The organism is Rhodococcus sp. G6(2025), assembly GCF_058628105.1.
Window position 1 is genome coordinate 1,193,759 of the sequence record NZ_CP179750.1, and the last position, 23,653, is coordinate 1,217,411.

Sequence of the window (23,653 nt, forward strand, 5' to 3'; positions counted from 1 at the left end):
GCCTTCCTTTCTCGCGTGCGGTGCGGAGTGCGGTCATCGCTGTGCGCAGTGCGTGGGCGCCGTCGCGGGGTCGAGCCTTTCGTGGTCGACGCGGACCGCGTCCGGTTCCTTGATCATGTGGTGATGCTTGTCCCGTGGTTCCTGTTCCAGGATCTCCATGTCGAAGTCGTTCTCGACGTCACCGTCGGGCGGGGGAAGTACTTCGCCGGAGAAGACGCGGCGGGCGCGGTCGACGTCGAGTTCGTGGTTCCATTTGGCGACGAACAGGGTGGCGACGGCGTTGCCGATGAAGTTCACCAGGGCGCGGCATTCGGACATGAACTTGTCGATACCGAAGATGAGCATGATGCCGGCTGCGGGGATGGTGCCGAGTGTGCTCAATGTTGCTGTCAGCGCGATGAATCCGCCTCCGGCGACGCCTGCGGCGCCCTTGGACGTCAACAACATGACGCCGAGGAGGCCGAGCTGCTGCGGAATCGACAGGTCGGTGTTGGTGGCCTGCGCGATGTACAGCGCCGCGAGAGAGAGGTAGATGGCGGCCCCGTCGAGGTTGAAACTGTAGCCGGTGGGCACCACGAGTCCCACCGTGGGCTTCTTGACGCCGGCGTACTCCAGCTTCCGCATCAGGCCGGGCAGCGCGGGCTCGGCGGTGGAGGTTCCGAGAATGAGCAGGAGTTCTTCCTTGAAGAAGCCGAGCATCCGGAAGATGTTGAGCCGCAGGTACGCCATGACCGATCCGAGGACCACGAAGACGAAGAACGCGGACGTGACGTAGAACAGCAGGATCAGGCTGCCGAGGCTGGTGAGGGTGGAGACACCGTACTTGCCGATGGCGAAGGCCATGGCGCCGAACGCACCGAGGGGTGCGAGTTTCATGATGAAGCTCAGGACCTTGAAGACCACCGCGGTGAGGCGTTCGACGGCGTCCCGGATCGGTGCGGCGATCTGTCCTACCGCGTTGATGGCGACACCGAAGATGACGGCGAGGAAGATGACCTGGAGGATGTCGCCCTCGACGAACGGGCCGAACACACTGTCCGGGACCAGGTGGGTGATGAACTCCCACCACTGTTTCTCTTCACCGGTCTGAATCAGCTTGTTGGCGGAGTCGGTCGTTTCCAGCGAGGCGGCGTCGGCGTTCACCCCGTCCCCGAGGCGGAAGATGTTGATCGCGACGAGGCCGGTGAGCAGCGCAAGGATCGTTCCGACCTGGAAGTAGGTCAGCGCCTTGATTCCGGTCAGCCCGACCTTCTTCAGGTCCGCGACACTCGCGATGCCGCCGACGATCGTCAGGAACACGATCGGGCAGATCAGCATCTTCATCGCGGTGATGAAGGTGGTGCCGATCGGCTCCATCGCCTCGCCGGTGTCCGGCCAGAGCCACCCGACCAGGATGCCGAGCACGATCGCGATGAGAACCCAGAAGTACAGTTGCCTGTACCACGGTTTCTTCACAGTCGCCGGTTGGTAAGTCGCTGCGCTGCTGGGTATTTCCATGACGTTCACCTCGGGTGAGAGTGTTCGGGTGTGAAGACGGGGTGGCCGAGAGTTACCGACCGTTCGAGGGGTGAGGGCCCGGCTCGGCAGATCCTGCCGAGCCGGGCCGGCTGTGCAGATGGAAGGCGGTCAGGCCGGGGTCAGCGCAGTCTGCAGGGCGTGCACGATCGCCTCGGTGACGGCGTCGGTGTCCGACGAGCCGCCGATGTCGCGGGTCAGTGCTCCGCTCGCGGTGGCGGCCTCGATGGCGGCTTCGACGCGGCGTGCCTCGTCGTGCAGTCCGAAGTGGTCGAGCATCAGGGCGGCGCTGGCGATCGCGCCGATCGGGTTGCTGATGCCCTGGCCCGCGATGTCGGGTGCGGAACCGTGCACGGGTTCGAACATGCTCGGGAAGCGGCGTTCCGGGTTGAGGTTCGCGCTCGCCGCGACACCGAGGCTTCCCGCCAGCGCGGAGCCGAGGTCGGAGAGGATGTCGGCGTTGAGATTCGACGCCACCACCACCGACAGGTCCTCCGGGTGCAGGATGAACTTGGCGCTCATGGCGTCGACGAGAACGCTTTCGGTCGCGACGTCGGGGTAGTCGAGGGCGACGCGGTTGAAGACCTCGTCCCACAGGACCATGCCGTACTGCTGGGCGTTGGACTTGGTGACGCTGGACACCTTCTTCACGGTGCGGGTGCGAGCCAGGTCGAACGCGAACCGCATGATGCGCTCGCAGCCCTTCTCGGTGAACAGCGCGGTCTGCAGTGCGACCTCGTTGCCCGGTCCGCGGCCGCTGAGGTTACGTCCGCCGAGGCCCGCGTACTCGCCCTCGCTGTTCTCCCGGACGACGACCCAGTCGAGTTCGGTGTCGTCGGCCTTGCGCAGCGGGGACTGCACGCCGGGGAGGAACTTCACGGGTCGCACGTTGGCCCACTGGTCGAAGTTCTGGGTGATGTTGAGCCGCAGCCCCCAGAGGCTGATGTGGTCGGGGACGTTCTCCCAGCCGACCGCGCCGAAGTAGATGGCGTCGAATGCCTTCAGGGTGTCGAGGCCGTCGTCGGCCATCATCTTCCCGGTCTGCTCGTAGTACCCGCATCCCCAGGGAAATTCTTCCCACTCGAAGGCGAAACGCCCACCGGACTGTTCTGCGAGGACGTCGAGCACGCGCCGTCCGACAGCGACGACCTCCTTGCCGACGCCGTCGGCGGGGATCGATGCAATCTTGAACGTCTGCGGTGCCATGTCGTTGCCTCCATCGTGTTGTGCTCGTCACAGTGTGTGATGCATTCATTAACCCGTCACAATCGCGCAGCGTCCATGACCAAGAGTCGATCCGGCTTATAGGTTTGACCTAATCGAGCCGTGTTTTCGCAGGTAGAGTGAGTGTCCACGCCGCGGTCGCACTCCAGGGTTCGGCGCGGCTCGACGGGAATGAGGGGTTCGGATGGACGCGCGTCAGTTGAGGTACTTCCTGGCTGTGGTCGATCAGGGAGGCATCAACCGTGCGGCGGAAACACTGCTGATCGCGCAGCCCTCGCTGTCCCAGTCGATATCCGCGCTGGAGCGTGAACTCGGGGTACCGCTCTTTCACCGCGTCGGACGCCGGCTGGTGCTCAGTGACGCCGGCGAAACGCTCGTCGGCCCGGCCCGCGTGGTGTTGCGCGATCTCGAGGATGCGAAGGCGTCCGTCGATGCGCTGAAAGGGTTGCGCGCCGGGCGCGTGGACCTGATCACGATGCCGTCACCCGGGATCGAGCCCCTCACCACGATCCTCACCAGCTTCAGCCGTACCTATCCTTCGGTCACCGTCAATGCCGAGGCGGCGTTCACTCCCGAAGAGGTGCTGCACGCCGTGCGCACCGGCGTCTGCGAGATCGGGATCCTGGGTTCACCCGCCGCGGTGCGTGCTCCCGAACTCGACGTCGTCGCGCTCGAAAGCCAGCCGCTGATCCTCCTCTCCGGCCCGGGCGCCGAAACACCGGCCCGCCCGGAGATTCGGAGATCGGAACTGTCGGGCTTCCGCCTGATCGTCTCGCAGCGGGGGTCGTTGATGCGAACACTCGTCGACGAGGTCCTCGCCAGTGGCGTCGCCGCCACCATCGTCGCCGAGGTCGCCCACCGAACGTCGATCCTGCCGATGGTGCTCAGCGGATTCGGGCAGGCCGTCATGCCGTCGTCGTGGGCACCGTCGGCCCGTCAGGCAGGCGCCACCGTGCACCGCATCGTCCCCGAGTCCTACCTGCACGTCGCCGCCGTCTGCCGGCAAACCCACCTCACACCACCCGCGCGGGCGCTCATGGACGAGGCACGACAGTACGCCGGACGCACACCGGCCGCCTGGGAAGCGCCCGCAGCGGTAAACCCGCAAAACCTGTGAACGACAGTCGTGCCCACGACCCGTGCGGTGTCGAGGTGTTGGGGTTTCAGCCCAGGCTTGTCCCTTCGCCGGAGTTCTGTGGTGTCGGGTCCGGGATCCGCCTCATGCGGAACGAGTTGAACACCCCGATGAGGCCGGCGAGGATGGGGATGAGTAGAGCGATTTGAAGGGCGAGGGGTCGTGCGTCGGTGTTGATGCGGACGATCTCGTCCTGAATCTCCGGGGGTTGGTCGACGAGCAGTTGTTCGAGCTGGGTGTTGCTCATGACTTCGGCGTCGTCCTCGAGCACCTGCGCGACCTGTTGCTGCTCTGCCGGCGGGAGCACGGTGCTCGACTCCGCCATCGAGGTGAAGGTGAGGGACAGCGTTGCCAGCATGATGGCGCCGGCGAACGCCAGCCCGAACGAGAGCCCGAACGATCCCGCTGCGGAATTGACGCTGGCGGCCTCGCTGATCCGCTCCTCCTCGATCGGGGCGAGTGTGTAGTTGTTGAGCTGGGATACCAGCAATCCCAACCCGGATCCGGCGATCACCAACGGGATCACCAGGCCCCAGCCGAACTCGGCGCGCGGCACGATCGGGATCAGCGCCGCGATCCCGATCGTCAGAAGCACGAATCCCCACCGGATGATGCTGCTCGGGCGCCGGTCGCCCGCCTTCTTGCCCGCGAGCACCGCCACTGCGAACATGCTGAGCGAGAGAGGTGCGAGGGACAAGCCAGCCTGCATCGCGTTGTACTCGAGCACCATCTGCAGGTAGATCGGCAGCGCGATCATCGTGCCACCCAGGGCGATCTGCTGGAGCATCTGCCCCGAGATTCCCAGTCGGAAGACCTTGGAGCGGAACAGGTCCGGGTCCAGCAGTGCCGGCTTTCCTTGACGTTTGCGCCGCACGAGCCAGTACGCCAGCACGGCCATCGCAATCGCACCGATCACCAGGAGCGCACCAACCGACTCGCCACCCTCCTGCCACACCAGGATTCCCAGCACGATCCCGCCCATCCCCAGAACGGAGAGGACCGCGCCCACCAGATCGATCACCCGAGGCCCCGTGTACGGCACATCGCGGACCAGTTTGATGCCGGACAGGACGACCGCGATGATGACGACTTCGAGCACGAACCCGACGCGCCACGAGAGGTAGGTGGTGATGAAACCGCCGAGCAGCGGTCCGACGGCGGCGGCGATCGCGGCCGCCGCCCCGACCAGGGCGTAGACCTTCTTCTGAGCGGCGCCTTCGAAGTTGCCGTGGATGAGGGACTGCATGGCGGGCAAGAGGAGTGACGCGCCGATTCCACCGAGTACGGCCCAGAAGATGATGATCGCGGTCAGGCTCTGTGCGAGTGCCATCGCCGACGCACCGACTGCGTAGCCGAGCAGGCCCAGCACATACGCCCGTTTGCGCCCGATGAGATCGCCGACCTTGCCACCGATCAGGATGAACGCGGCGGATACCAGCGCCTCGAGTGCGATCGCCGCCTGGACGCCGCTGACGGTCGTGTCGAGGTCGCGAACCACCGACGAGATCGACACGTTCATCAGTGATGTGTCGACGACGAGCACGAACATCGCCATCGCCAGCAGCAGTCCGAGCAGGCGTTGAGGGCCCGCTACCCGCTTCGAATCACTGGAAGTCGGTTCTTCGGTCATCGGAGGCCCACCGTCCGTCCATCGCGCGCTGCACCGAGTGTCCCATGTGTGGGGACGACGAAGCTACATCTTCACTTTGTTCTCGGTTCGATCCGGCCACCGGTCTCGCGACAGTTACGGTGATGAGACACTGCACCGAGGTGAGGAGTCGCCGTGCCCAAACTGGAGATCAAGAGGAAGTCCGAGCTCTCCCGGAAAGAGGTGTCCGACCGGCTCATCGCGCTCGGACAGGCACTCGCGAGCGGCTCCGAGGTGGAACTGGGCTCCGGTGGCGACTCGATTTCCGTCGTCGTCGGCGACCGTGTCCAGTGGGAGCTCGAGATCGAGGTCGACGGCGACGAGACCGAGATCGAGATCGAAATCAGTTGGCGCGACGATCCGTCCGAAGAATCCACCGCCGACGCGGAACCGGAATCGGAGAACCCGCCGGTCAAGACTGCGCCTCCGGCCAAGACCACCGCGCGTCGTGGGCGGCCCCGCAAGAGCACCGCCAAGTGAGCTGTTCGAAGTCAGGCCGGTGAGATCGGTTCGAAGGGCCGGATTTCGTCGTCGCCCGGACGGACCACGCCGGCGGAGGATTCCGGCACTTCGTTCCACGCGCCTTCGAGGGCGCGGAGGGGTTCGGAGACCACGAAGCGGGTCTCCCCGCTCAATTCGCGCAGGACCTCGACCTCCGGGTGGAGTGCGCGCAGCTTCGCGACCTCGGTGGAGAAGAACAGCGACCTCGACTGCCGCTCACTCGAATAGCGGAAGATCCACAGCGATTCGCCGTCGGTGGTCGCGACGGTCATCTGCACCGGATGCTCGACCCCGTACGTCCGGCCGACGTCTTCGACGAAGCCGACCGCCCGGGCGACAGCGCCGAAGGGGTCGTCGGCGAGGCCGAACGTCAGTGCGAGGAAGAACAGGGCCTCGGAGTCCGTGGACCCCTCGATGTCGGAGAACAGCGTCGGGTCGACGGCCATCACCAGGTCGCGTCTGATCTCGTGGAAACCGCGGAGTGCGCCGTTGTGCACCCACAACCACCGGCCGTGCCGGAAGGGATGACAATTGCTGCGCTGCACCGGCGTCCCGGTCGAGGCCCGCACGTGCGCGAGCAACATCGGTGTTCGCACCTGACCGGCGATCTCCCGCAGATTGCTGTCGTTCCAGGCCGGTTCGATGCTCTTGTACACCGCCGGCTCACTGCCTTCGCCGTACCAGCCGATACCGAAGCCGTCACCATTCGTTGTGGTCGCCCCGAGCCGCGAGTGCAGACTCTGATCGATCAGCGAATGAACCGGTCGGAACAACAGCTCCTCGGCGAGGATCGGCTCACCCGAGTACGCCATCCACCGGCACATACATCAATTCAAGCAGAACGGCACCGCCGAGCCCACCCCTTTGCCGATGAACCTGCTGGTATTTGCCGCCAACGCCCTCCGGGCGGAGGAGAATGGGCAACCGACAAGCCATATCGCGTCGCTCGAGGAAGGCAGACAGCCATGTCCGAGGAATCTACGGCGGCCCGATGACGAACTCCGCGGAACACGACGACCGGGTGACCCATCCGAGCCGGGCCGAGCGCGCACAACGAGGGACGGCCGCCCGCCGAGACACTCCGCCGTCCGCGCTGGCCGAGCACGGTGTGGCCGATCGGCGCGACCCGGTGGGCCTCCTCGAGAAGCAGGCGACGGAGAGAGTCGCGGAACTCGTTCCGATCCGGTACGGACGCATGGCGGCGACGGCCTTCGCCTTCTACCGCGGCGGCGCCGCGATCATGGCCGACGACCTGTCCCACTCACCCACCACCGGCCTGCGCACGCAGCTCTGCGGCGACGCGCACCTGAGTAACTTCGGAATCTTCGCCACCCCGGAACGTCGGCTGGCATTCGACGTCAACGACTTCGACGAGACACATCCCGGTCCCTTCGAATGGGATGTCAAACGCCTGGTCTCGAGCCTCGCGATCGCGGCGCAGGAGAACGGATTCAGCGGCAAGAAGACCAGGAAGATCACCCGCGCGTGCGCCGCCGAATACCGCGAAACCATCGCCAGACAGGCGCAACTGGGAAACCTGGGCGTCTGGTACTCCCACATCGAGCCCACAGCGGAACTCGTGGGACTTCGAGACGAGCTGGACAAGTCGCAGAGGAAACGCGCCAGCACAGCTCTGGAGAAGGCGCGGCGCCGGGACAGCGTCCAAGCGCTCTCCAAGCTGACCGCCGTCGTCGACGGGGAGAGGCGGATCATCAGCAACCCGCCTCTGCTGGTCCCGGTCGAGGAGTTGTACGCGGGCGAAGACCTCGAATCGCTGTACCGAGACCTACGGCATCGCCTGAACGCGTATGTGCAGTCTCTGCGGTGGGACCACCGCGTCCTCTACGACCAGTTCCGGATGGTGCAGATTGCCCGCAAGGTGGTCGGGGTCGGCAGTGTGGGCACCCGCACCTGGATCATTCTGATGCTGGGAGCAGACGACGACGATCCGCTGTTTCTGCAGGTGAAGGAGGCGGGTCCGTCCGTCCTGTCGAGTTACGTCGACGGCCCGTCGTTCGCTGCGGAGGGCGAGCGAGTGGTCAGCGGACAGCGGCTGATGCAGGCCGCGAGCGACATCTTCCTGGGCTGGGAACGTGGCGCGGGCCCCGACGGCGTCGAGCGGGACTTCTACGTGCGCCAACTGAGGGACGGCAAGGGCTCGGCGGTGGTCGAATCCCAGACACCCGCCACCATGATGCTGTACGGGCGATTGTGTGCACGGGTCCTCGCCTATGCGCACGCGCGGGCCGGCGACCGGATCGCGATCGCCGCCTATCTCGGGGACGACACCGAATTCGATCATGCGATAGCAGAATTCGCCGAAACGTACGCAGAGCAGAACACCCGAGACCATGCGGCGTTGCTCGAGGCCGTCGCCGGGGGCCGCATCGTCGCAGCCACCGGTTTCTGAAGCAGCGACGCCGGTCGACTGGATTCGGCTTCGACAGTTGGCGCGGCTCAGAAGATCTGCATGAAGCGGTACCAGTCGGATTCGATGTGCTGATATCCGATCTCACCATCACGCTGGGGGCGCCCGATCTTGTCGGTCCCGTCCGGCAGACGAGCGACTCCGACAAGGTTGACCAGGCCGCCTTCGAGGAAGAAGTGGCAGCCGGTGTCCAGCGGCTCGACGCGCCAGGTGTCGTACAGGCCTATCCGCTGGTCCTCGGACGATGGTGTGCACGCCTGCGCGTACGCGGTCAGTGCGCCGACCGACAGCCGCCACCCGAGGTCGGACGGCACACCGAAGAATACGAGGGCCGCCGTCAGCGCCACCATGGCAGGCGCAAGGCAGATGCGTCGATCCCACCGGAACCGCCAGAGCTGCACGCCGGCGAGGATCAGCCACACGGCACCGAGAATGAGCAGGGCGAAACCGGCGAGCACGACGTACGGGAAGACCGGATCGATCGGAATCGTGATCACCAGCGTCGCAGCGCAGGCGAACGCGACGAGGGCGGTGAGGACGATTCCGGTCGCCAACCGCCACCACCGCGGCGTGTCCGTCCGGCGGCGGGGCCCGTGCTGGGCTGACTGTGCGTCGCGGCCGTCCATCAGGGTCTCCGTTCGCCCGGCGCTCTCCGAGAGGTGGTCAGGTCGGTAACCTCCGGTCAGGCTCGCATGGGCGGTGGGCCGCCGAAGCCGCGGAGGTCGCGGGCGGTGGCACCGGGTTCGAATGTGCTGCCGCCGGGCCCGAATCGTCCGATCACGGTGTGCCGGCTGTCCCAGAGCACCCCGCGGGTGGGAAGTGCCCAGCGGGTCGAGAAGGTGGACGCGTCGTCCTCGTCGTCCGTGGACGGGTCGTGCGCCGCGGCGATGTGCGCGGCGTAGGCGCGCAGCGCGACCGCGAAGGCGTTGGGTTCGCGGCCGGCGTCGAGGAAGTGCGCTCGGTCGCCGCACTGCGGGCAGTGCCACGACGCGCGGTCGCATCCGCCGGCGAGGCCGACAGCCGGTGGTTCGTCTCCGGGCGGACCGGCGGTGCGATACGCGTCGAACGGGTCGGGCTGCTCGATCCGATCGGGCGCCTGCCGTGCCGCCGCAACCATGTCCCGCCAGGCGGCGTGCACGTCGAAACCCCCGAGCATCAGCACCTCTTCGGGCATCGGGCCGATGAACGCCGAGCCCGCGCACAGCACCCGGCTGTGATCGCGGGCGTGGCTGTATTTCGGGTCGAGTGCCCGGGCGTGCCGCATCTGCTGCATGCGCTCGGTGATCGCGAGCCCGTGCCATTCGCGTCCACAGTGCGGGCAAGGGTCCTGGTTCACATTCGAGTCGTGCCCGGATCGGTTGTCGTGGTTCGCGAGTTGGTCGTGTACGAGCCGGTCGATCCGGTCGACGAGGTCACGGTCGGTCATGGTGGATACCCACGGTAGCGGCGGCGGCCGCTCTGTGCGGTCAGTATCCCGCGTCGAAGTCGAACTCGTTGATCAGCGCAGCGTCACCCGACAGGTAGCGTCCGAGATTCTCGACGAACAGATCCACGATCTTCCCGTTCTCGGACGGCACGTTGGCGGCGCTGTGCGGGCTGAGGATGACGTTGTCGGCCGTCCACAACGGCGAGTCCTCGCGGAGCGGTTCGGTGGAGGTGACGTCCAGAACCGCCCCGCCCAGCCTGCCAGTCGACAGTGCTTCTGCGAGAGCGTCTTCGTCGATGATCGGTCCCCGGCCGAGGTTGACGACCAGTGCGCCGTCGGGGAGGGCGGCGAGTTCGCGGCGTCCGATCAGTCCGCGAGTGTCGTCGGTGAGGGCGCAGGAGATCACGAGGATGTCCGCGGCGGGCAGGTGCTCGGCGATCCGGTCGGTGGTGGTCATGCTGTCGAAAGGCGCGCCTGCGGGGCGGGGGGTGCGGGCGACCCCGCTTGCGGTGACGGAGAAACACCGGAGGAGTTCCGCTGTGCGCGAGCCGATCTTGCCGGCGCCCACGATCAGCGCGTGGCGTCCTGCGAGCTCGGTCGTTTCCTGCTTGCGCCAGGTCCGGGTCTGCCGGTCGGCGATCAGCCGGGGGAGGCCGCGCGTGAAATGCAGAATGCCGGCGAGCGCGAACTCCGCCAGCGGATCGGCGTGGACTCCCGCGGCGGTCGTCACCGTGAGCGGCACGCGCGACAGCCCGAATTTCTCGATCAGCTGCCCGGCGCCCGCGGACGTCGCCTGAATCCAACGCAGATTCGGCGACTGTTCGAGGGTGCGTTCGGGGTGCCGCCAGTCGAAGTCGAACATCACGTCGGCGGTCCGCAACATCGACGACCACCGGTCGTGCTCGCCGGCCGTCAGATCACGCGGCACCCCGACGTGGTCGCTGTGCCATCGAGGCCGGGGGAGCAGTTCGGGTGCGTACGACACCCGTACCCGAGGGTCGCAGGCTGCGATCCTGTCGACCAGGTCCTGCTCGAGATACGAGGCGATCAGCACGTCGACGCACGGGTCGGGCACGGTCACTCCTTCACAGCCGGCGGTTCGGACGTCGGTGCGCTCGGCTCGACCTCCGGCGCGGAGGCGGACTTCGGCATCGCCGCCGCGGCGACGACGAGTACGACGGCCGCGCCGAGGGCGGCCACGAACACCAGATGCAGGGCGCCGGCCAGGTCGCCGGGGGCGGGGTTGTCGGCGCCGCCCAGTCGCGCGTTGACGAGGGCGCCGAACAGGGCGACCCCCACGGCGCTGCCGATGGACCGGGCGAACATGTTGGTCGAGGTGACGACGCCGCGCTCCGACCAGTCGACGCTCGACTGCGCCGCTATGAGGGTGGGGCTCGCGACGAGACCCATGCCGCCGCCGATGACGAAGCAGCAGATCGCCACCTGCCACACCGCCGAGTCGATGGACAGGCTCAACGTGAGAGCGGTGCCCGCCACGACCAGCAGACTCCCCGCGGTGGCGGTGACACGGAAGCCGAAGCGCAGGTACACGCGCCCGGACTGCGACGCGGCGATCGGCCAGCCGATGGTCAGGGTGGCCAGCGCGAACCCGGCCACCAGTGCGCCCGTCCCGAGGACGCCCTGGGTGAAGGTAGGCACGTAGGTGGTCAGGCCCAGGACGATCGCCCCGACCAGCAGTGACACGAGGCTGCTCGCCGCGAGAACCCGCCGGGTGAACACCCACAGCGGCAGCACCGGTTCGGCGGCGCGGCGTTCCACGAGGACGAAGACGATCAGGAACACGAATCCTGCCGCGAAGATGCCGAGGCTGATCGGGGATCTCCACGCCCAGGCCTGCCCGCCTTCGAGGAGTCCGAGGATGAGCAGTGTCGCCCCGACCGCCAGGATTCCGGCGCCGGCGTAGTCGATGGACCGCTGGGTGCGCGCCCGCTTCTCGTCGAAGTTGCGGATCAGCATCACGGCCGCGAGCAGGCAGAGGGGAATGTTGACGAAGAAGATCCACCGCCACGACAGGTACTCGGAGAACACCCCGCCGAGGGTCGGGCCGATCACCGCCGACATGCCCCACACGCTGGCCAGATAGCCCTGGGCCTTGGCGCGTTCGGCGAGGGTGTAGATGTCTCCGGCGATGGTCATGCTCATCGGCTGGACGGCCCCGGCGCCGAGACCCTGTACCGCGCGGAACGCGATCAGCGCGGGCATGCTCCACGCGATCCCGCACAGCACCGAGCCGACGCCGAACAGGGCGATGCCCAGGAGCATCACGGGCCTGCGGCCGAAGATGTCGGCCAGCTTGCCGTAGATCGGCACCGACACGGCCTGGGTGAGCAGGTAGATCGAGAACAGCCACGGGAACTGCGAGAAGCCGCCGAGGTCCCCGACGATGGTGAAGACGGCGGTGGAGATGATGGTCGCATCGAGCGCGACCAGTGACGTCGTGAGCATCAGTGACACGAGAATCGGTCCGCGTTCCGAACGGAACCCGACGTCGACCGGGGTCGTGTCCGTCGCCATTACCCACCTTCTCCGGTTACCGCGATCACAAGAGTTCCTGACCAACGGTAACGACAACGGGAGACGAAGTGTTCCGCGGCTGTGCCCCCCGACGCCGTTACGCGGTCGCCGAGGATCCCCGGAACGCCGCGCGGTACGAATGGGGGCTGGTGCCGACTACGCGCTTGAACCGGTCGCGGAACGCCGTCGGCGACCCGAAGCCCACCTGCGCGGCGATACGGTCGACGGAGTGCGTGGTGGTCTCCAGGAGGTACTGCGCCTGATGAATCCGGACGCGGTGAAGCCACTGCAACGGTGTGGTGCCGGTCTGCTCGCGGAATCTCCGATTGAGGGTGCGGGTGCTCGTCCCGGCTCGCCGGGCGAGGTCGTCGAGCGTCAGATCGTCGCGGCTGTTCTCGTGCATCCACCTCAGCAGCGGGTCGAGGCTCGTCATTTCCGCGGACGGTGGTCGTTCGTGAACGATGAACTGCGCCTGTCCGCCTTCGCGTTCCAACGGCATGACCGACAACCGGGCAGCGTCGGCGGCGACCGCCGACCCGTGATCCGAGCGGATCATGTGCAGACACAGATCGAGGCCTGCCGCGGCACCGGCCGAGGTCAGGAACTGGCCGTTGTCGACGTAGAGCACGGCCGGATCCACGTCCACCAGTGGGTGACGCGCGGCGAGGAGTTCGGCGGCCGCCCAATGCGTCGTCGCCCGTTTGCCGTCGAGTAGTCCGGTGGCGGCCAAGGTGAACGCCCCCACGCAGATCGACGCGATTCGGGTGCCACTGTCGGCGGCCCGGCGCAGCGCCTCGAGAATTTCGGGTGCAAGCGGAGCGGTGGGGTCGGCGAGCCCCGGCAGAATGATCGTGTCGGCCGCGTCCAGAATGCTCAGATCCCACGGCGCGCGGAGTGTGAATGCGCCGGCATCCACGTCACCGCCGAGGGCACACACCTTCACCCGGTAGGCCGCGCGCCCGTCCGGCAACCTGGTGCGGCCGAAGACCTCGATCGGGGTGGCGAGATCGAACGCGATGACACCGTCGAGTGCCAGGACTGCCACGGTGTGCATGGCTACAACCTACGCAGTCGATCGATTTCCGCCAAGGGCGAATAACGGCGGTAAATGGCGATGCGAAATGCAGAAATCTGCGGGGATGCCGTGGCGACAATCTGTTGGTATGTGGCGAAAATGCCAGTTCTCCGGTCTCGATCGGCTGGCTAACGTCACTAGCGGCCCGTGTACTCGGCACGAGGCAGACAGGGAAAGGCACCACGGATGCATGTCCAGATCGCGCTGTTCGACGGATTCGATCCGCTCGACGTCATCGCTCCCTTCGAGGTACTGCACGCGGGTGGCCTGTACGCCGACGGCGCGCTGACCGTCGAATTGGCCTCCGCCGAGGGCGTGCGTGAGGTCCCGAGCGGAACGGCGCCGCTGAGTCTGCGGGCCGCCGCCACGCTCGACGCGGGCCGGGCCGATGTGATCGTCGTGCCGGGTGCGTCGGGGCGCGTGGAGGAGCGCACCGAGGGCGACGACACCATCCCGAGAATTCTCGGACGGACCCTCGAGACGCGGCTCCCCGAAGTACTGCGGGAGGCCTGTGCCGACCCGGACCTGATCGTCGCCACCGTCTGCGGTGGGTCGCTCGTGCTCGCGATGGCAGGACTCGTCGAAGGCCGCCACGCCGTCACCCATCACCTGGGGATGGATCTGCTCGACGCCACCGGGGTGGTCGCCGTGGACGCCCGCGTCGTCGACGACGGTGACCTCGTCACCGCGGCCGGCGTCACCTCAGGTCTGGACCTCGGACTGTATTTACTCGAACGGGAACTGGGACCGCGCATCGCGCACGCGGTCGAGACATTGTTCGCCTACGAGCGCCGCGGCACCGTCTGGCGTGCCCGTGGGCTCGAACCCACCACCATCTGAGGAGCAGAGCCATGTCTGTCGACGGCACCTGGAACGTCGTGATCGCCACGCCCATCGGGAAGCAACGAGTCGAACTGACCTTCGTCACGCAGGACGGGGAACTCCGCGGCATCGCTCGCGGAGCCACCGAGGAAGTCCCGCTCACCGACCCGACACTCGACGGGAACCGGCTCACCTGGTCTCAGTCCATCACCAAGCCGCTGCGCCTCCACTTGCAGTTCGATGTCCTCGTCGAGGGCGATGAGATGACGGGGAAGTCGACGGCGGGACGTCTGCCCAGCTCGAAGGTCAGCGGCCGCCGGTCGGTGCCCGACCGATAGGCTGGGTCACCGTGCGCCCCTCACTCGATTCATACGCCCATCTGGCCGGTGGCAAGGTCCGCGACCTCTACACGATCGACGACGAGCACCTTCTGTTGGTCGCGAGCGACCGGATCTCCGCCTACGACCACGTCCTGAGCACCCCGATCCCGGACAAGGGGCGGGTGCTCACCGCGATGAGCGTCTTCTTCTTCGGCGTCCTCGGCGGCAACAACCATCTGGCCGGTGAACCCGACGACAGCCGGATCCCCGAAGAGGTCCTCGGCCGCGCGCTGGTGGTCCGGAAGCTGGACATGGTCCCCGTCGAGTGCGTGGCACGCGGCTACCTCACGGGGTCGGGACTGCTCGATTACAACGAGACCGGCGCGGTGTGCGGCGTCGCACTGCCCGAGGGCCTGGTGGAGGCGAGCCAGCTTCCCGACCCGATCTTCACGCCCGCCAGCAAGGCCGAGCTGGGCGAGCACGACGAGAACATCAGTTTCGAGGCCGTGGTCGAGAAGGTGGGCCAGGACCTGGCCGTGAAGCTGCGCGACGACACCCTCGACATCTACGGCCGGGCGTCCAACTTCGCCGCGGACCGGGGCATCATCCTCGCGGACACCAAGCTCGAGTTCGGACTGGACCCGCAGGGCAACCTGGTTCTCGCCGACGAGGTCCTCACCCCCGACTCGTCCCGGTACTGGCCGGCCGACGGGTACGAGGCCGGGAAGGTGCAGCCGAGCTTCGACAAGCAGTTCGTCCGCAACTGGCTCACCGGCCCCGAATCCGGCTGGGACCGCGCGTCCGACACTCCGCCGCCGCCGCTGCCCGCCGAGATCGTGGAAGCGACCCGCGAGCGGTACATCGAAGCGTACGAGCGGATCTCGGGTCTGTCGTTCGCGGACTGGGTGGGCTGAGACATGACCTCCGAAAGCGCGAAACTGACCCCGCCGGTCGCGAAGACGGTGCCCACCGAACGCGTCCACCACGGTCACACGTTCGTCGACGAGTACGAGTGGCTGCGCGACAAGGAAGACGCCGAAGTCGTCGCGTATCTCGAGGCCGAGAACGCGTACACCGAGCAGGAGACCGCGCATCTCGCGCCGCTGCGGGACCAGATCTTCCAGGAGATCAAGTCGCGCACGCAGGAGACCGACATGTCGGTTCCCACCCGGATGGGCGACTGGTGGTACTACGCCCGCACCATCGAGGGCAAGCAGTACGGCGTCCAGTGCCGGGCACCGATCGCCGGACCCGACGACTGGACCCCGCCGGAACTGGCTCCCGGTGTCGAACTGCCCGGTGAGCAGGTGCTGCTCGACGGCAACGCCGAGGCCGAGGGACACGACTTCTTCTCCATCGGCGCCTTCTCCCTCAGCCACGACGGCACGCTCCTCGCGTACTCGGTCGACGTGGTCGGCGACGAGCGCTACACGCTGCGCTTCAAGAACCTCGTGACCGGCGAACTGCTGCCCGACGAAATCCCCGAGACCGCACCCGGCGCCACCTGGGCCATCGACCACAGTCACGTCTTCTATCTCACCGTCGACGAGTCCTGGCGCCCCGACACCGTGTGGCGGCACAAGCTCGGCACCGACCGCGCGCAGGACGTCACCGTGTTCCACGAGCCGGACGAGCGGTTCTGGGTGTCGGTCGGGTCCACCCGGAGCGAGAAGTACCTCATGATCTGGGTGGGGTCGAAGATCACCAGCGAAGGCTGGGTGCTCGAATCGGAGAACCCCGAGGGCGAGTTCCGGGTGGTGCTGCCGCGACGCGAGGGCGTCGAATACGGCGTGGAGCACGCGGTGGTCGCGGGGGAAGACCGCTTCCTGATCATGCACAACGACGTCGTCGACGGTGAGAAGGCCGAGAACTTCGTGCTCGCCGACGCGCCGGTGTCCGACCCGACGTCGCAGACCATCCTCATTCCGCACCGCTCCGACGTGCGGTTGGAGGAGGTAGACGCGTTCGCCGACCACCTCGTGCTCGGCTACCGCCGGGAGGCGTTGACCCGGCTGGCGATCTGGCCGCTCGGTGAGGACGGCTACGGCGAGTTCACGGAGATCGAATTCGACGAGGAACTCTTCAGCGTCGGGCTCGGGGCCAATCCGGAATGGCGGCAGCCGACACTGCGGATGGCGTTCACCTCGTTCATCACGCCCGGCCAGGTCTACGACTACGTGCTGTCGACGGGCGAACTCGCCCTGCGCAAGTCGCAACCCGTGCTCGGCGAATTCGATGCCGGCAACTACGAGCAGCAACGCGACTGGGCCGTCGCCGAGGACGGGACGCGCATCCCGCTCTCGATCGTCCGGCGCAAGACGAACGGCGTCGACGACCCCGCCCCCACCCTCCTCTACGGGTACGGATCGTACGAGGCCAGCATGGATCCCGCGTTCTCCGTCGCGCGGCTGTCCCTGCTCGACCGCGGAGTGGTGTTCGTGGTCGCGCACGTGCGCGGCGGCGGCGAGATGGGCCGGCACTGGTACGAGACCGGCAAGACGCTCACCAAGAAGAACACCTTCACCGACTTCGTCTCGAGCGCACAGCATTTGATCGACACCGGACGCACCACGCCGCAGCAGATGATCGCCGACGGCGGCAGCGCAGGCGGCCTGCTGATGGGTGCGGTGGCCAACCTGGCACCCGAACTGTTCGCCGGAATCCTCGCCAACGTTCCCTTCGTGGACCCGCTGACGTCGATCCTCGACCCCTCACTGCCGCTGACCGTCATCGAATGGGACGAGTGGGGCAACCCGCTCGAAAACCCCGAGGTCTACGAATACATGCGCTCGTACAGTCCGTACGAGAACGTCGAGGCCAAGGACTACCCGGCGATCCTCGCGATCACCAGCATCAACGACACCAGGGTGCTCTACGTCGAACCGGCGAAGTGGGTCGCCAAACTGCGCGCCACCAAGACCGGCGACTCGCCGCTCCTCCTCAAGACGGAGATGAGCGCCGGGCACGGCGGCGTCAGCGGACGCTACGAGAAGTGGAAGGAAGTAGCGTTCGAATTCGCCTGGGTACTCGACACGATCGGCGAGGTCTGATCAGGTCGGGTCGCTCTGACCCTGCTCGACGACCCAGGCAGCAATCTGGGCGCGAGACGTGAACCCGAGCTTGACGAGTATGTGTTCGACGTGGCCCTGGGCGGTGCGTTGCGAGATGACCAGCGTGGTCGCGATCGCCTTGTTGGTGAGTCCCTCTGCGACGAGTTCGGCGACCTGCCGCTCGCGTCGGCTCAGGGCAGGATGGTCGTTGCGTGACTGCGCGATCGCTCGTGGCTGCTCGTTCAAGGCGAACGCGACGGCGTCCCCGAAGCCGAGGCCCGAGCCATGCCGGAACGCGGTGTCGAATGCCTTTCCGCCCAGGTCACGGCGGGTTCGACGTTCGCACTCGTCGTGATGGCCGGCGAGCTGGGGAAAGACCTCTGCCGGGCTGCCCACACCCTGCCACAGTGCTTCGGCCGCACCCATGAGGGTCGCGGCGCGTTCCGGTAGATGCTCGTCAGCGGCGATCCAGGCCAGGATCTGCATGCACCACGCAGAGTTGACGTGGTCGTCCGCCCGACGCGTCTGGCGCAATCCGTCCTGCAGGAAGTCGTTGGCGCGTTCGCGGTCCCCGCGTTGCCACATCGCCAGCGCCGCGGTCCACAGTGACCATCCGCGGTACACCGACTCGCCGTGTGCTTCGGTGATCTCCTGGATCTTCCGCTGGCAATCGACAGCTCGTGTGACGTCTCCGAGGTGTGCGCTCGCCAGGCCGAGTCCGAGGAGTGCCCAAATCTCCTGGAGGGAATCGCCTTCGGCGTGGAAGGCGTCTCGGGCGTTCTCGAAGCACGCGAGCGCGTGGGAGAGGTCGTCGCCACGGAAGAGGGATATGAATCCTTCGGCAGACGTGACGAGCGCCCGCATCGAGGTGTTCCCGGACCTGTCGGCGAGGACTCGCCCTTCCTCCACGAGCGCCTGTGCAGCCTCCAGATCTCCCTGAGCCCCAGCCAGCATGCCGGCGGCGTGCAAGGCGGCGATCCTCTCATCAAAGTCTGTGGTAGCCGTCGGAGTCAGTACACGATCGAACCAGTGCCTGCCTTCGTTCAGCAGCCCGAACGAGCGCCAGAACAGGTACATGGCGTTGGCGATACGGAGTGCGGACCCGTTCTCGGCGGTCTGTGTCACGGAGAATTCGAGTGCATCACGAAGGTTCGGTTGTTCACGATTCAGGCGGGCGACCCATTCCAGCTGCCGGGGGCCGATCCACCCGGACCGAGCGTCCGACGCGAGACGCTCGAACCAGTCGCGGTGCTTTCGCCTCACGCTGTCGTATTCACCTGATTCGCGCAGTCTTTCCAGGCCGTACTCGCGAAGGGTGTCGAGTAATCGAAAGCGGACGACGGCACCGGCCTCTTCACGGATCAGGATCGATTTGTCCACGAGCGACGCGATCACGTCGACCACCGCATCTGGGGCGTATTCACCTGCACACAGTCCTTCGGCCGAGTCCAGCTCGAACCCACCGGCGAAGACCGCCAGCCGACCCCACAGGTCACGTTCGTCCGAGGTACACAGGTCATAACTCCAGTCGACACACAGACGCAGTGTCTGCTGGCGAGAGGGAGCGCCTCGGGTGCTCAACGTGAGCAACGTGTATCGGTCGGTGAGTCGGTCGAGGATCTGTTGTTCAGTCATCGCCCGCAACCGCGCAGTCGCCAATTCGATCGGCAGCGGCAGTCCGTCCAGACGCTCACAAATTCTGCCCACCGTCGAGCCGTTGTCTTCTGTGATCGCGAAGCCGGGTACAGCCCTGGAAGCCCGTTCAGCGAACAGGACGACGGAGTCGTAGCGGGCGAGCCCCGCGGGAGGGGACGGCCGGCTCGAATCCGGAACCGGCAGCGGCGGGACACGGAGGGCCGCCTCGCCATCGACGCCGAGGGACTCGCGGCTCGTTGCGAGGATCCGGAGTTTCGGGCATGTCTTCAGCAGTGTCTCGGCCAGCGCCGCGACGGCATCCACCAGGTGTTCGCAGTTGTCCAGGACCAAGAGCAACTGTTGATCGAGAAGATGCCTCTGCAGGACCACCGACGTTCCCAGTGCCGACTGTTCCCGCACGCCGAGCGCGGTGGCAACGGCTTCTTCGACCAGTTCCGGAGCTTGCAGCTCACCGAGCCCGACGAGCCATACTCCGTCGGCGAACGCGCGGCGAGCATCGTCGGCGACCCGTAGCGCGAGCCGGGTCTTACCCACACCGCCGATGCCGGTCAGCGTTACCAGTCTCGACACGGACAGCAATCGTTTCGTCTCCGCCGCCTCACGGCGACGACCGACGAAGCTGGTCAGCTCACACGGCACATTTCCCAACTTGCGTTGTGCGGCGGACATGACAACTGTCGCTTTCCTCTCGTGGGCCCTCGAATAACCGTACTCGCTCGCCGAGATCTGCTCAGGGGAGAAGATGCGAGTAGTTTTGCCGCTCACCAGGCACTATGCTGATCGTGCCGCGTCAAGAGGTGATCGCATGTCCGGGAGACCCAGCGAGTGGTCCGACAGATTCCGCGCTAGTGGTGCGATCAGCCGATCCGGAAGTCGAGGCCGGCGATGGCCGAGTTCGATCCGCTAGCGACTCAGCGGGATGCGGGCGTCGATATCGCGACCGACTTGGAAGCCGAGGGGTTCGAGAATGCCCGGGTAGTGGGACGAGGTGGCTTCGGCACGGTGTATCGGCTCGACCAGCGCAACCTGAACCGGATCGTCGCGATCAAGGTTCTTCAGTCGGATGTCGATCGCGACAACCGTGAGCGCTTCCTTCGCGAGCAGCGGGCCATGGGTGCTTTGTCCGGGCATCCGAACATCGTCGCCATCCTCCACAGCGGGGTCACAGCGTCCGGGCATCCCTACCTTGTGATGCCGTACCACGCGAGCGGTTCGCTCGATGCGCGGATGCGCGATGACGGGCCCCTCGACTGGTCGGAAGTGGTCAGCATCGGAGTCAGACTGGCGGGTGCTCTCGAAGTTGCCCACCGGTCCGGCATTCTCCACCGTGACATCAAACCGTCGAATGTCCTGCTCACCGATTACGGAGAGCCGGCGCTGACCGATTTCGGGATCGCACGGATCGCGGGTGGATTCGAAACGTCCGAAAGCATGATCACAGGCTCTCCTGCCTTCACCGCTCCCGAGGTGCTCCACGGGCAGGCTCCTACAGCAGCATCGGACGTCTACTCGCTCGGAGCGACACTGTTCTGCCTCCTCACCGGCCATGCGGCATTCGAGCGCCGATCCGGCGAAAGTGTGGTCGCCCAGTTTCTTCGCATTGTGCGCCAGCCGGTCCCGGACCTGCGGTGCGAAGATGTTCCGGATGATCTGTGCGCCGCCATCGAGCACGCGATGGAACAGGATCCGGCCGACCGCCCGAGATCCGCTGTCGAATTCGGCGACGAACTCCGTCTCGTCCAGCGTCGACACTCGCTCACCATCGACGATATGGCCCTGCCGGGTGAGCGGGGGAGAAGGGCGGAGCGCCGGCCACGGTCGACTCCACCCACCCCTCGCACAAGGTACCGGCCGCCGACCGCCATCCGCCCGCTGGTCGACCGCAACCGGTTGATCGGGATTCTTCGCGCTGGCCAGGGACGGCGACTGACGGTGATCCACGGTCCCGCGGGATTCGGCAAGAGCACACTGGCCGCGCAATGGCGAAACCGGTTGAAGGAGGACGGAATTTCGGTCGCGTGGCTCGCCGTCGACCACGACGACAACAACGTGGTCTGGTTCCTCGCCCACCTGATCGAAGCGATCAGACAGGTCCGGTCGACCCTCGCCGAAGAATTGGTGCGAGTACTGGAAGAACACGGCGACGATGTCGAACGATTCGTCCTCGCGTCGTTGATCGACGAGATACACGAGGGGGGAGAGCGTCTGGCGATCGTGATCGATGACTGGCATCGAGTGACGGACACCGCCGCCGTCGCCGCAGTGGAATACCTCGTCGACAACGGCTGCCATCATCTACAGCTCATCGTGACGAGCAGAAACAAATCCGGGCTCCCGATGAGTCGGACCCGAGTTCGTGACGAGTTGGTCGAAATAGACTCCAGTGATTTGCGATTCGATGTCGAGGAATCGACCGAGTTTCTCGTGGAGTTGAGTGGACTGGCGCTCGGTCACGCACAGGTCGCCTCGATTGTGGGATCGACCGATGGATGGGTGGCCGCGCTTCAACTGGTATCGCTCTCGCTCCGCGGTCATGGCGACCCTGCTACGTTCATCGAGAAGTTGTCGGGGCGGCATCGCGCGCTCGGGGAATATCTCGTGGAGAATGTCCTGGATTCGCTCGAGTCGAAGACCTTGAACTTCCTACTGTCGATCTGTGTGCCCGAACGAATGTGCGGCGATCTCGCGTCGTCGCTCGTCCACAGCGAAAATGGTCGCGCGATGCTGGAGGAGGTCGAGGACAGGGACCTGTTCCTGTGCCGAGTCGACGACGAGGGGGACTGGTATCGGTTCAGTAGTGTCTTCGCGGAGTTTCTCCGTGCCCGGCTCGAACGGGACCAACCCGAACGGGTGAAAGATCTTCACCGGACCGCATTCCGGTGGTTCGCCGATCACGAACTGCTCAGCGAGGCGGTTGATCACGCCCTCGCCGCCTCCGAGATCGACGAAGCGGTCGAACTCGTGGAGACCCACGGAATGTTTCTGGTCTCGCACGGACAGCTGGCCACACTCCTCGGCCTGGTCGCGAAGCTTCCACAGAACGCGGTCCTGGCACGCCCGCGATTGCAGATTGCCGTCGCGTGGGCCAACGTTTCACTGCACCACTCTGACGCAGCGCAGTCGGCATTGACTCGTGCCGAGTACTGCCACACACAGAAATCGCTTCCCATGCCTGACGACGACCCGGTGCTGGAATCCGATCTCGTCCGTGCGGTCCTCGACGTCACCGCTGATCGCGTCGACAGGGTGGGCGAACTCGTGTCGGGGTGTCTGGCCGAGCCGGACACAGTGAGTCCGTGGTCCGTATCGGTGGCGGCGAATCTGGAATCTTTCGCGAGGATTTGCCGGTTCGAATTCGATGCGGCTCGAAATCTCCAGGATTGGGCCGCCGTGTATCACGAACAGTCCAGCGGCCCGTTCAGCGCGGTGTACGGATACTGTTACGCGGGATTGGCCGCCAATGAGCAGTTGGATGTCGTGGCTGCCGAGAAAACCTATCGAAAGGCTTTCCAGGTTGCCTGTGAATCGATGGGGACCCACTCCCACGCTGCACGCATGGCCGGTGCCTTACTCGGCGACATGATGTACGAGCAGAACAAACTCGACGAAGCCGAACGGCTTCTCGATGAGAGTCGCTCGCTCGGTTCGGAGATCGGTTTGGTCGACTTCATGATCGCGATCTATGCCACCGGGGCGCGAGTCAAGGTCCTGGCGGGAGACAGGGAATCTGCGACAACACTGTTGAACGAGGGCGACAGGATTGCGCGGCAAATGTCACTGCCGCGATTGGCGGCACGGATCGATGACGAGAGGATCCGGTTCGGACTCGCCGTGGCATCCGAAGTTGGAGAACCGCGACGAGGCCCGAAAACGGGCGCAGCGCCTTCGCCGGTAGAGATGCGTCAGGCACCTGCCGACAGCATCGAAACGATCACGGTGCACCTGAAGGAGTCCGGCGCCATCCGGCGATTGCTCGCCGAACGGTCGCCGGGTCAGGCCGACGCTGCGTGCACCAGGGCTTACGGCCTGGTGCACGTAGTTGCGGCTCAGAATCGGCCGCGGGCGTTATTGCAGGCGAGACTTCTGCTGACCGCCTGCCTGTCTGCGTCGGGCAGAGAGGCCGAAGCCATGGAAGAGCTTGTCCCACTTGCTGCGAAATGCGCTGAGTTGAATCTCCTTCGCCTGGTGTGTGATGCCGGACCGCTGGTGGTTGCGGTTGCCTCCCGACTTCTCGAGGAACAACTCGCTGGCCGATGGCGGGCGGAATGGCCTGCTGTTCCGCCCGGCTTCTTGAACACCGTCGTCACCGCTACGTGAT

Annotated in this window: 18 protein-coding genes; 8 read left to right on the plus strand and 10 right to left on the minus strand. The window is 66.0% G+C overall.

The genetic code is table 11. The features are described from left to right. Positions 1 to 33: 33 nt before the first annotated feature. Entirely contained in the window at positions 34 to 1,497 is a 1,464-nt protein-coding gene (gene dctA, locus ACLIVD_RS05715; protein ID WP_491932094.1) for a C4-dicarboxylate transporter DctA, read from the minus strand. Positions 1,498 to 1,626: 129 nt separating this feature from the next. After that, positions 1,627 to 2,721, minus strand: coding sequence for a tartrate dehydrogenase (locus tag ACLIVD_RS05720; protein ID WP_491932095.1), 1,095 nt, complete (start codon positions 2,719 to 2,721; stop codon positions 1,627 to 1,629). 202 nt (positions 2,722 to 2,923) lie between these two features. Here ACLIVD_RS05720 and ACLIVD_RS05725 point away from each other — a divergent pair, with 202 nt between their 5' ends. Beyond that, positions 2,924 to 3,856 (plus strand): LysR family transcriptional regulator, encoded by a 933-nt coding sequence (locus ACLIVD_RS05725; protein WP_491932096.1) that lies wholly within the window; start codon positions 2,924 to 2,926, stop codon positions 3,854 to 3,856. 46 nt (positions 3,857 to 3,902) lie between these two features. Here the strand turns inward: ACLIVD_RS05725 and ACLIVD_RS05730 are convergent, their stop codons facing one another. Next, positions 3,903 to 5,504 (minus strand): MFS transporter, encoded by a 1,602-nt coding sequence (locus tag ACLIVD_RS05730; protein WP_491932097.1) that lies wholly within the window; start codon positions 5,502 to 5,504, stop codon positions 3,903 to 3,905. A gap of 153 nt (positions 5,505 to 5,657) precedes the next feature. Here ACLIVD_RS05730 and ACLIVD_RS05735 point away from each other — a divergent pair, with 153 nt between their 5' ends. Then, positions 5,658 to 6,002 carry an amphi-Trp domain-containing protein gene (locus ACLIVD_RS05735; protein ID WP_280778754.1) on the plus strand — a complete coding sequence of 115 codons (345 nt, stop codon included), beginning with the start codon at positions 5,658 to 5,660 and terminating at the stop codon, positions 6,000 to 6,002. 11 nt (positions 6,003 to 6,013) lie between these two features. On the opposite strand, the gene ACLIVD_RS05740 is transcribed toward ACLIVD_RS05735, so the two are convergent. After that, complete coding sequence (locus tag ACLIVD_RS05740; RefSeq protein WP_491932098.1) at positions 6,014 to 6,835, minus strand: class II glutamine amidotransferase; 822 nt, start codon at positions 6,833 to 6,835, stop codon at positions 6,014 to 6,016. Between the two features lie 179 nt (positions 6,836 to 7,014). Between ACLIVD_RS05740 and ACLIVD_RS05745 the strand changes: the two genes are divergently transcribed. Further along, positions 7,015 to 8,433 (plus strand): DUF2252 domain-containing protein, encoded by a 1,419-nt coding sequence (locus ACLIVD_RS05745; RefSeq protein WP_491932099.1) that lies wholly within the window; start codon positions 7,015 to 7,017, stop codon positions 8,431 to 8,433. Positions 8,434 to 8,480: 47 nt separating this feature from the next. Here the strand turns inward: ACLIVD_RS05745 and ACLIVD_RS05750 are convergent, their stop codons facing one another. The 5 genes from ACLIVD_RS05750 to ACLIVD_RS05770 all read right to left on the minus strand — a co-directional run bounded on the left by ACLIVD_RS05750 (position 8,481) and on the right by ACLIVD_RS05770 (position 13,466). Continuing rightward, positions 8,481 to 9,077 (minus strand): hypothetical protein, encoded by a 597-nt coding sequence (locus tag ACLIVD_RS05750; protein ID WP_491932100.1) that lies wholly within the window; start codon positions 9,075 to 9,077, stop codon positions 8,481 to 8,483. A 56-nt stretch (positions 9,078 to 9,133) separates the two neighbouring features. After that, on the minus strand, positions 9,134 to 9,877 hold the full coding sequence (locus ACLIVD_RS05755) for a hypothetical protein (protein ID WP_283353362.1): 744 nt from the start codon (positions 9,875 to 9,877) through the stop codon (positions 9,134 to 9,136). A gap of 40 nt (positions 9,878 to 9,917) precedes the next feature. Then, entirely contained in the window at positions 9,918 to 10,958 is a 1,041-nt protein-coding gene (locus ACLIVD_RS05760) for a D-2-hydroxyacid dehydrogenase (protein ID WP_491932101.1), read from the minus strand. Continuing rightward, the gene (locus ACLIVD_RS05765) at positions 10,955 to 12,412 is read right to left on the minus strand and encodes an MDR family MFS transporter (RefSeq protein ID WP_283330618.1); all 1,458 of its coding nucleotides are present in this window, start codon (positions 12,410 to 12,412) and stop codon (positions 10,955 to 10,957) included. Before ACLIVD_RS05765 ends, ACLIVD_RS05760 begins: the two co-directional genes overlap by 4 nt. A gap of 97 nt (positions 12,413 to 12,509) precedes the next feature. Next, complete coding sequence (locus ACLIVD_RS05770; RefSeq protein WP_280778747.1) at positions 12,510 to 13,466, minus strand: GlxA family transcriptional regulator; 957 nt, start codon at positions 13,464 to 13,466, stop codon at positions 12,510 to 12,512. A 207-nt stretch (positions 13,467 to 13,673) separates the two neighbouring features. On the opposite strand from ACLIVD_RS05770, the gene ACLIVD_RS05775 reads away from it, so the two are divergent. Genes ACLIVD_RS05775 through ACLIVD_RS05790 form a run of 4 tightly spaced genes read left to right on the plus strand, consistent with a single transcriptional unit; the run spans position 13,674 to position 17,679 of the window. Beyond that, on the plus strand, positions 13,674 to 14,327 hold the full coding sequence (locus ACLIVD_RS05775) for a DJ-1/PfpI family protein (RefSeq protein WP_283353364.1): 654 nt from the start codon (positions 13,674 to 13,676) through the stop codon (positions 14,325 to 14,327). Positions 14,328 to 14,338: 11 nt separating this feature from the next. Continuing rightward, complete coding sequence (locus ACLIVD_RS05780) at positions 14,339 to 14,647, plus strand: hypothetical protein (protein ID WP_491932102.1); 309 nt, start codon at positions 14,339 to 14,341, stop codon at positions 14,645 to 14,647. An 11-nt stretch (positions 14,648 to 14,658) separates the two neighbouring features. Beyond that, positions 14,659 to 15,543, plus strand: coding sequence for a phosphoribosylaminoimidazolesuccinocarboxamide synthase (locus ACLIVD_RS05785; protein WP_009477882.1), 885 nt, complete (start codon positions 14,659 to 14,661; stop codon positions 15,541 to 15,543). A 3-nt stretch (positions 15,544 to 15,546) separates the two neighbouring features. After that, entirely contained in the window at positions 15,547 to 17,679 is a 2,133-nt protein-coding gene (locus ACLIVD_RS05790; RefSeq protein WP_491932103.1) for a S9 family peptidase, read from the plus strand. Here ACLIVD_RS05790 and ACLIVD_RS05795 read toward each other — a convergent pair whose 3' ends face one another. Continuing rightward, positions 17,680 to 19,905, minus strand: a complete 2,226-nt coding sequence (locus ACLIVD_RS05795; protein WP_491932104.1) for an ATP-binding protein — start codon at positions 19,903 to 19,905, stop codon at positions 17,680 to 17,682. A gap of 315 nt (positions 19,906 to 20,220) precedes the next feature. Between ACLIVD_RS05795 and ACLIVD_RS05800 the strand changes: the two genes are divergently transcribed. Then, positions 20,221 to 23,652 carry a protein kinase domain-containing protein gene (locus ACLIVD_RS05800; RefSeq protein WP_491932105.1) on the plus strand — a complete coding sequence of 1,144 codons (3,432 nt, stop codon included), beginning with the start codon at positions 20,221 to 20,223 and terminating at the stop codon, positions 23,650 to 23,652. Position 23,653 lies beyond the last annotated feature (1 nt).

Excerpts from the sequence above, each read along its gene's own strand:
- dctA (WP_491932094.1), bottom strand. The coding sequence starts at position 1,497 with ATGGAAATACCCAGCAGCGCAGCGACTTACCAACCGGCGACTGTGAAG.
- ACLIVD_RS05720 (WP_491932095.1), bottom strand. The coding sequence starts at position 2,721 with ATGGCACCGCAGACGTTCAAGATTGCATCGATCCCCGCCGACGGCGTC.
- ACLIVD_RS05725 (WP_491932096.1), top strand. The coding sequence starts at position 2,924 with ATGGACGCGCGTCAGTTGAGGTACTTCCTGGCTGTGGTCGATCAGGGA.
- ACLIVD_RS05730 (WP_491932097.1), bottom strand. The coding sequence starts at position 5,504 with ATGACCGAAGAACCGACTTCCAGTGATTCGAAGCGGGTAGCGGGCCCT.
- ACLIVD_RS05740 (WP_491932098.1), bottom strand. The coding sequence starts at position 6,835 with ATGGCGTACTCGGGTGAGCCGATCCTCGCCGAGGAGCTGTTGTTCCGA.
- ACLIVD_RS05745 (WP_491932099.1), top strand. The coding sequence starts at position 7,015 with ATGACGAACTCCGCGGAACACGACGACCGGGTGACCCATCCGAGCCGG.
- ACLIVD_RS05750 (WP_491932100.1), bottom strand. The coding sequence starts at position 9,077 with ATGGACGGCCGCGACGCACAGTCAGCCCAGCACGGGCCCCGCCGCCGG.
- ACLIVD_RS05755 (WP_283353362.1), bottom strand. The coding sequence starts at position 9,877 with ATGACCGACCGTGACCTCGTCGACCGGATCGACCGGCTCGTACACGAC.
- ACLIVD_RS05765 (WP_283330618.1), bottom strand. The coding sequence starts at position 12,412 with ATGGCGACGGACACGACCCCGGTCGACGTCGGGTTCCGTTCGGAACGC.
- ACLIVD_RS05770 (WP_280778747.1), bottom strand. The coding sequence starts at position 13,466 with ATGCACACCGTGGCAGTCCTGGCACTCGACGGTGTCATCGCGTTCGAT.
- ACLIVD_RS05775 (WP_283353364.1), top strand. The coding sequence starts at position 13,674 with ATGCATGTCCAGATCGCGCTGTTCGACGGATTCGATCCGCTCGACGTC.
- ACLIVD_RS05780 (WP_491932102.1), top strand. The coding sequence starts at position 14,339 with ATGTCTGTCGACGGCACCTGGAACGTCGTGATCGCCACGCCCATCGGG.
- ACLIVD_RS05790 (WP_491932103.1), top strand. The coding sequence starts at position 15,547 with ATGACCTCCGAAAGCGCGAAACTGACCCCGCCGGTCGCGAAGACGGTG.
- ACLIVD_RS05800 (WP_491932105.1), top strand. The coding sequence starts at position 20,221 with ATGGCCGAGTTCGATCCGCTAGCGACTCAGCGGGATGCGGGCGTCGAT.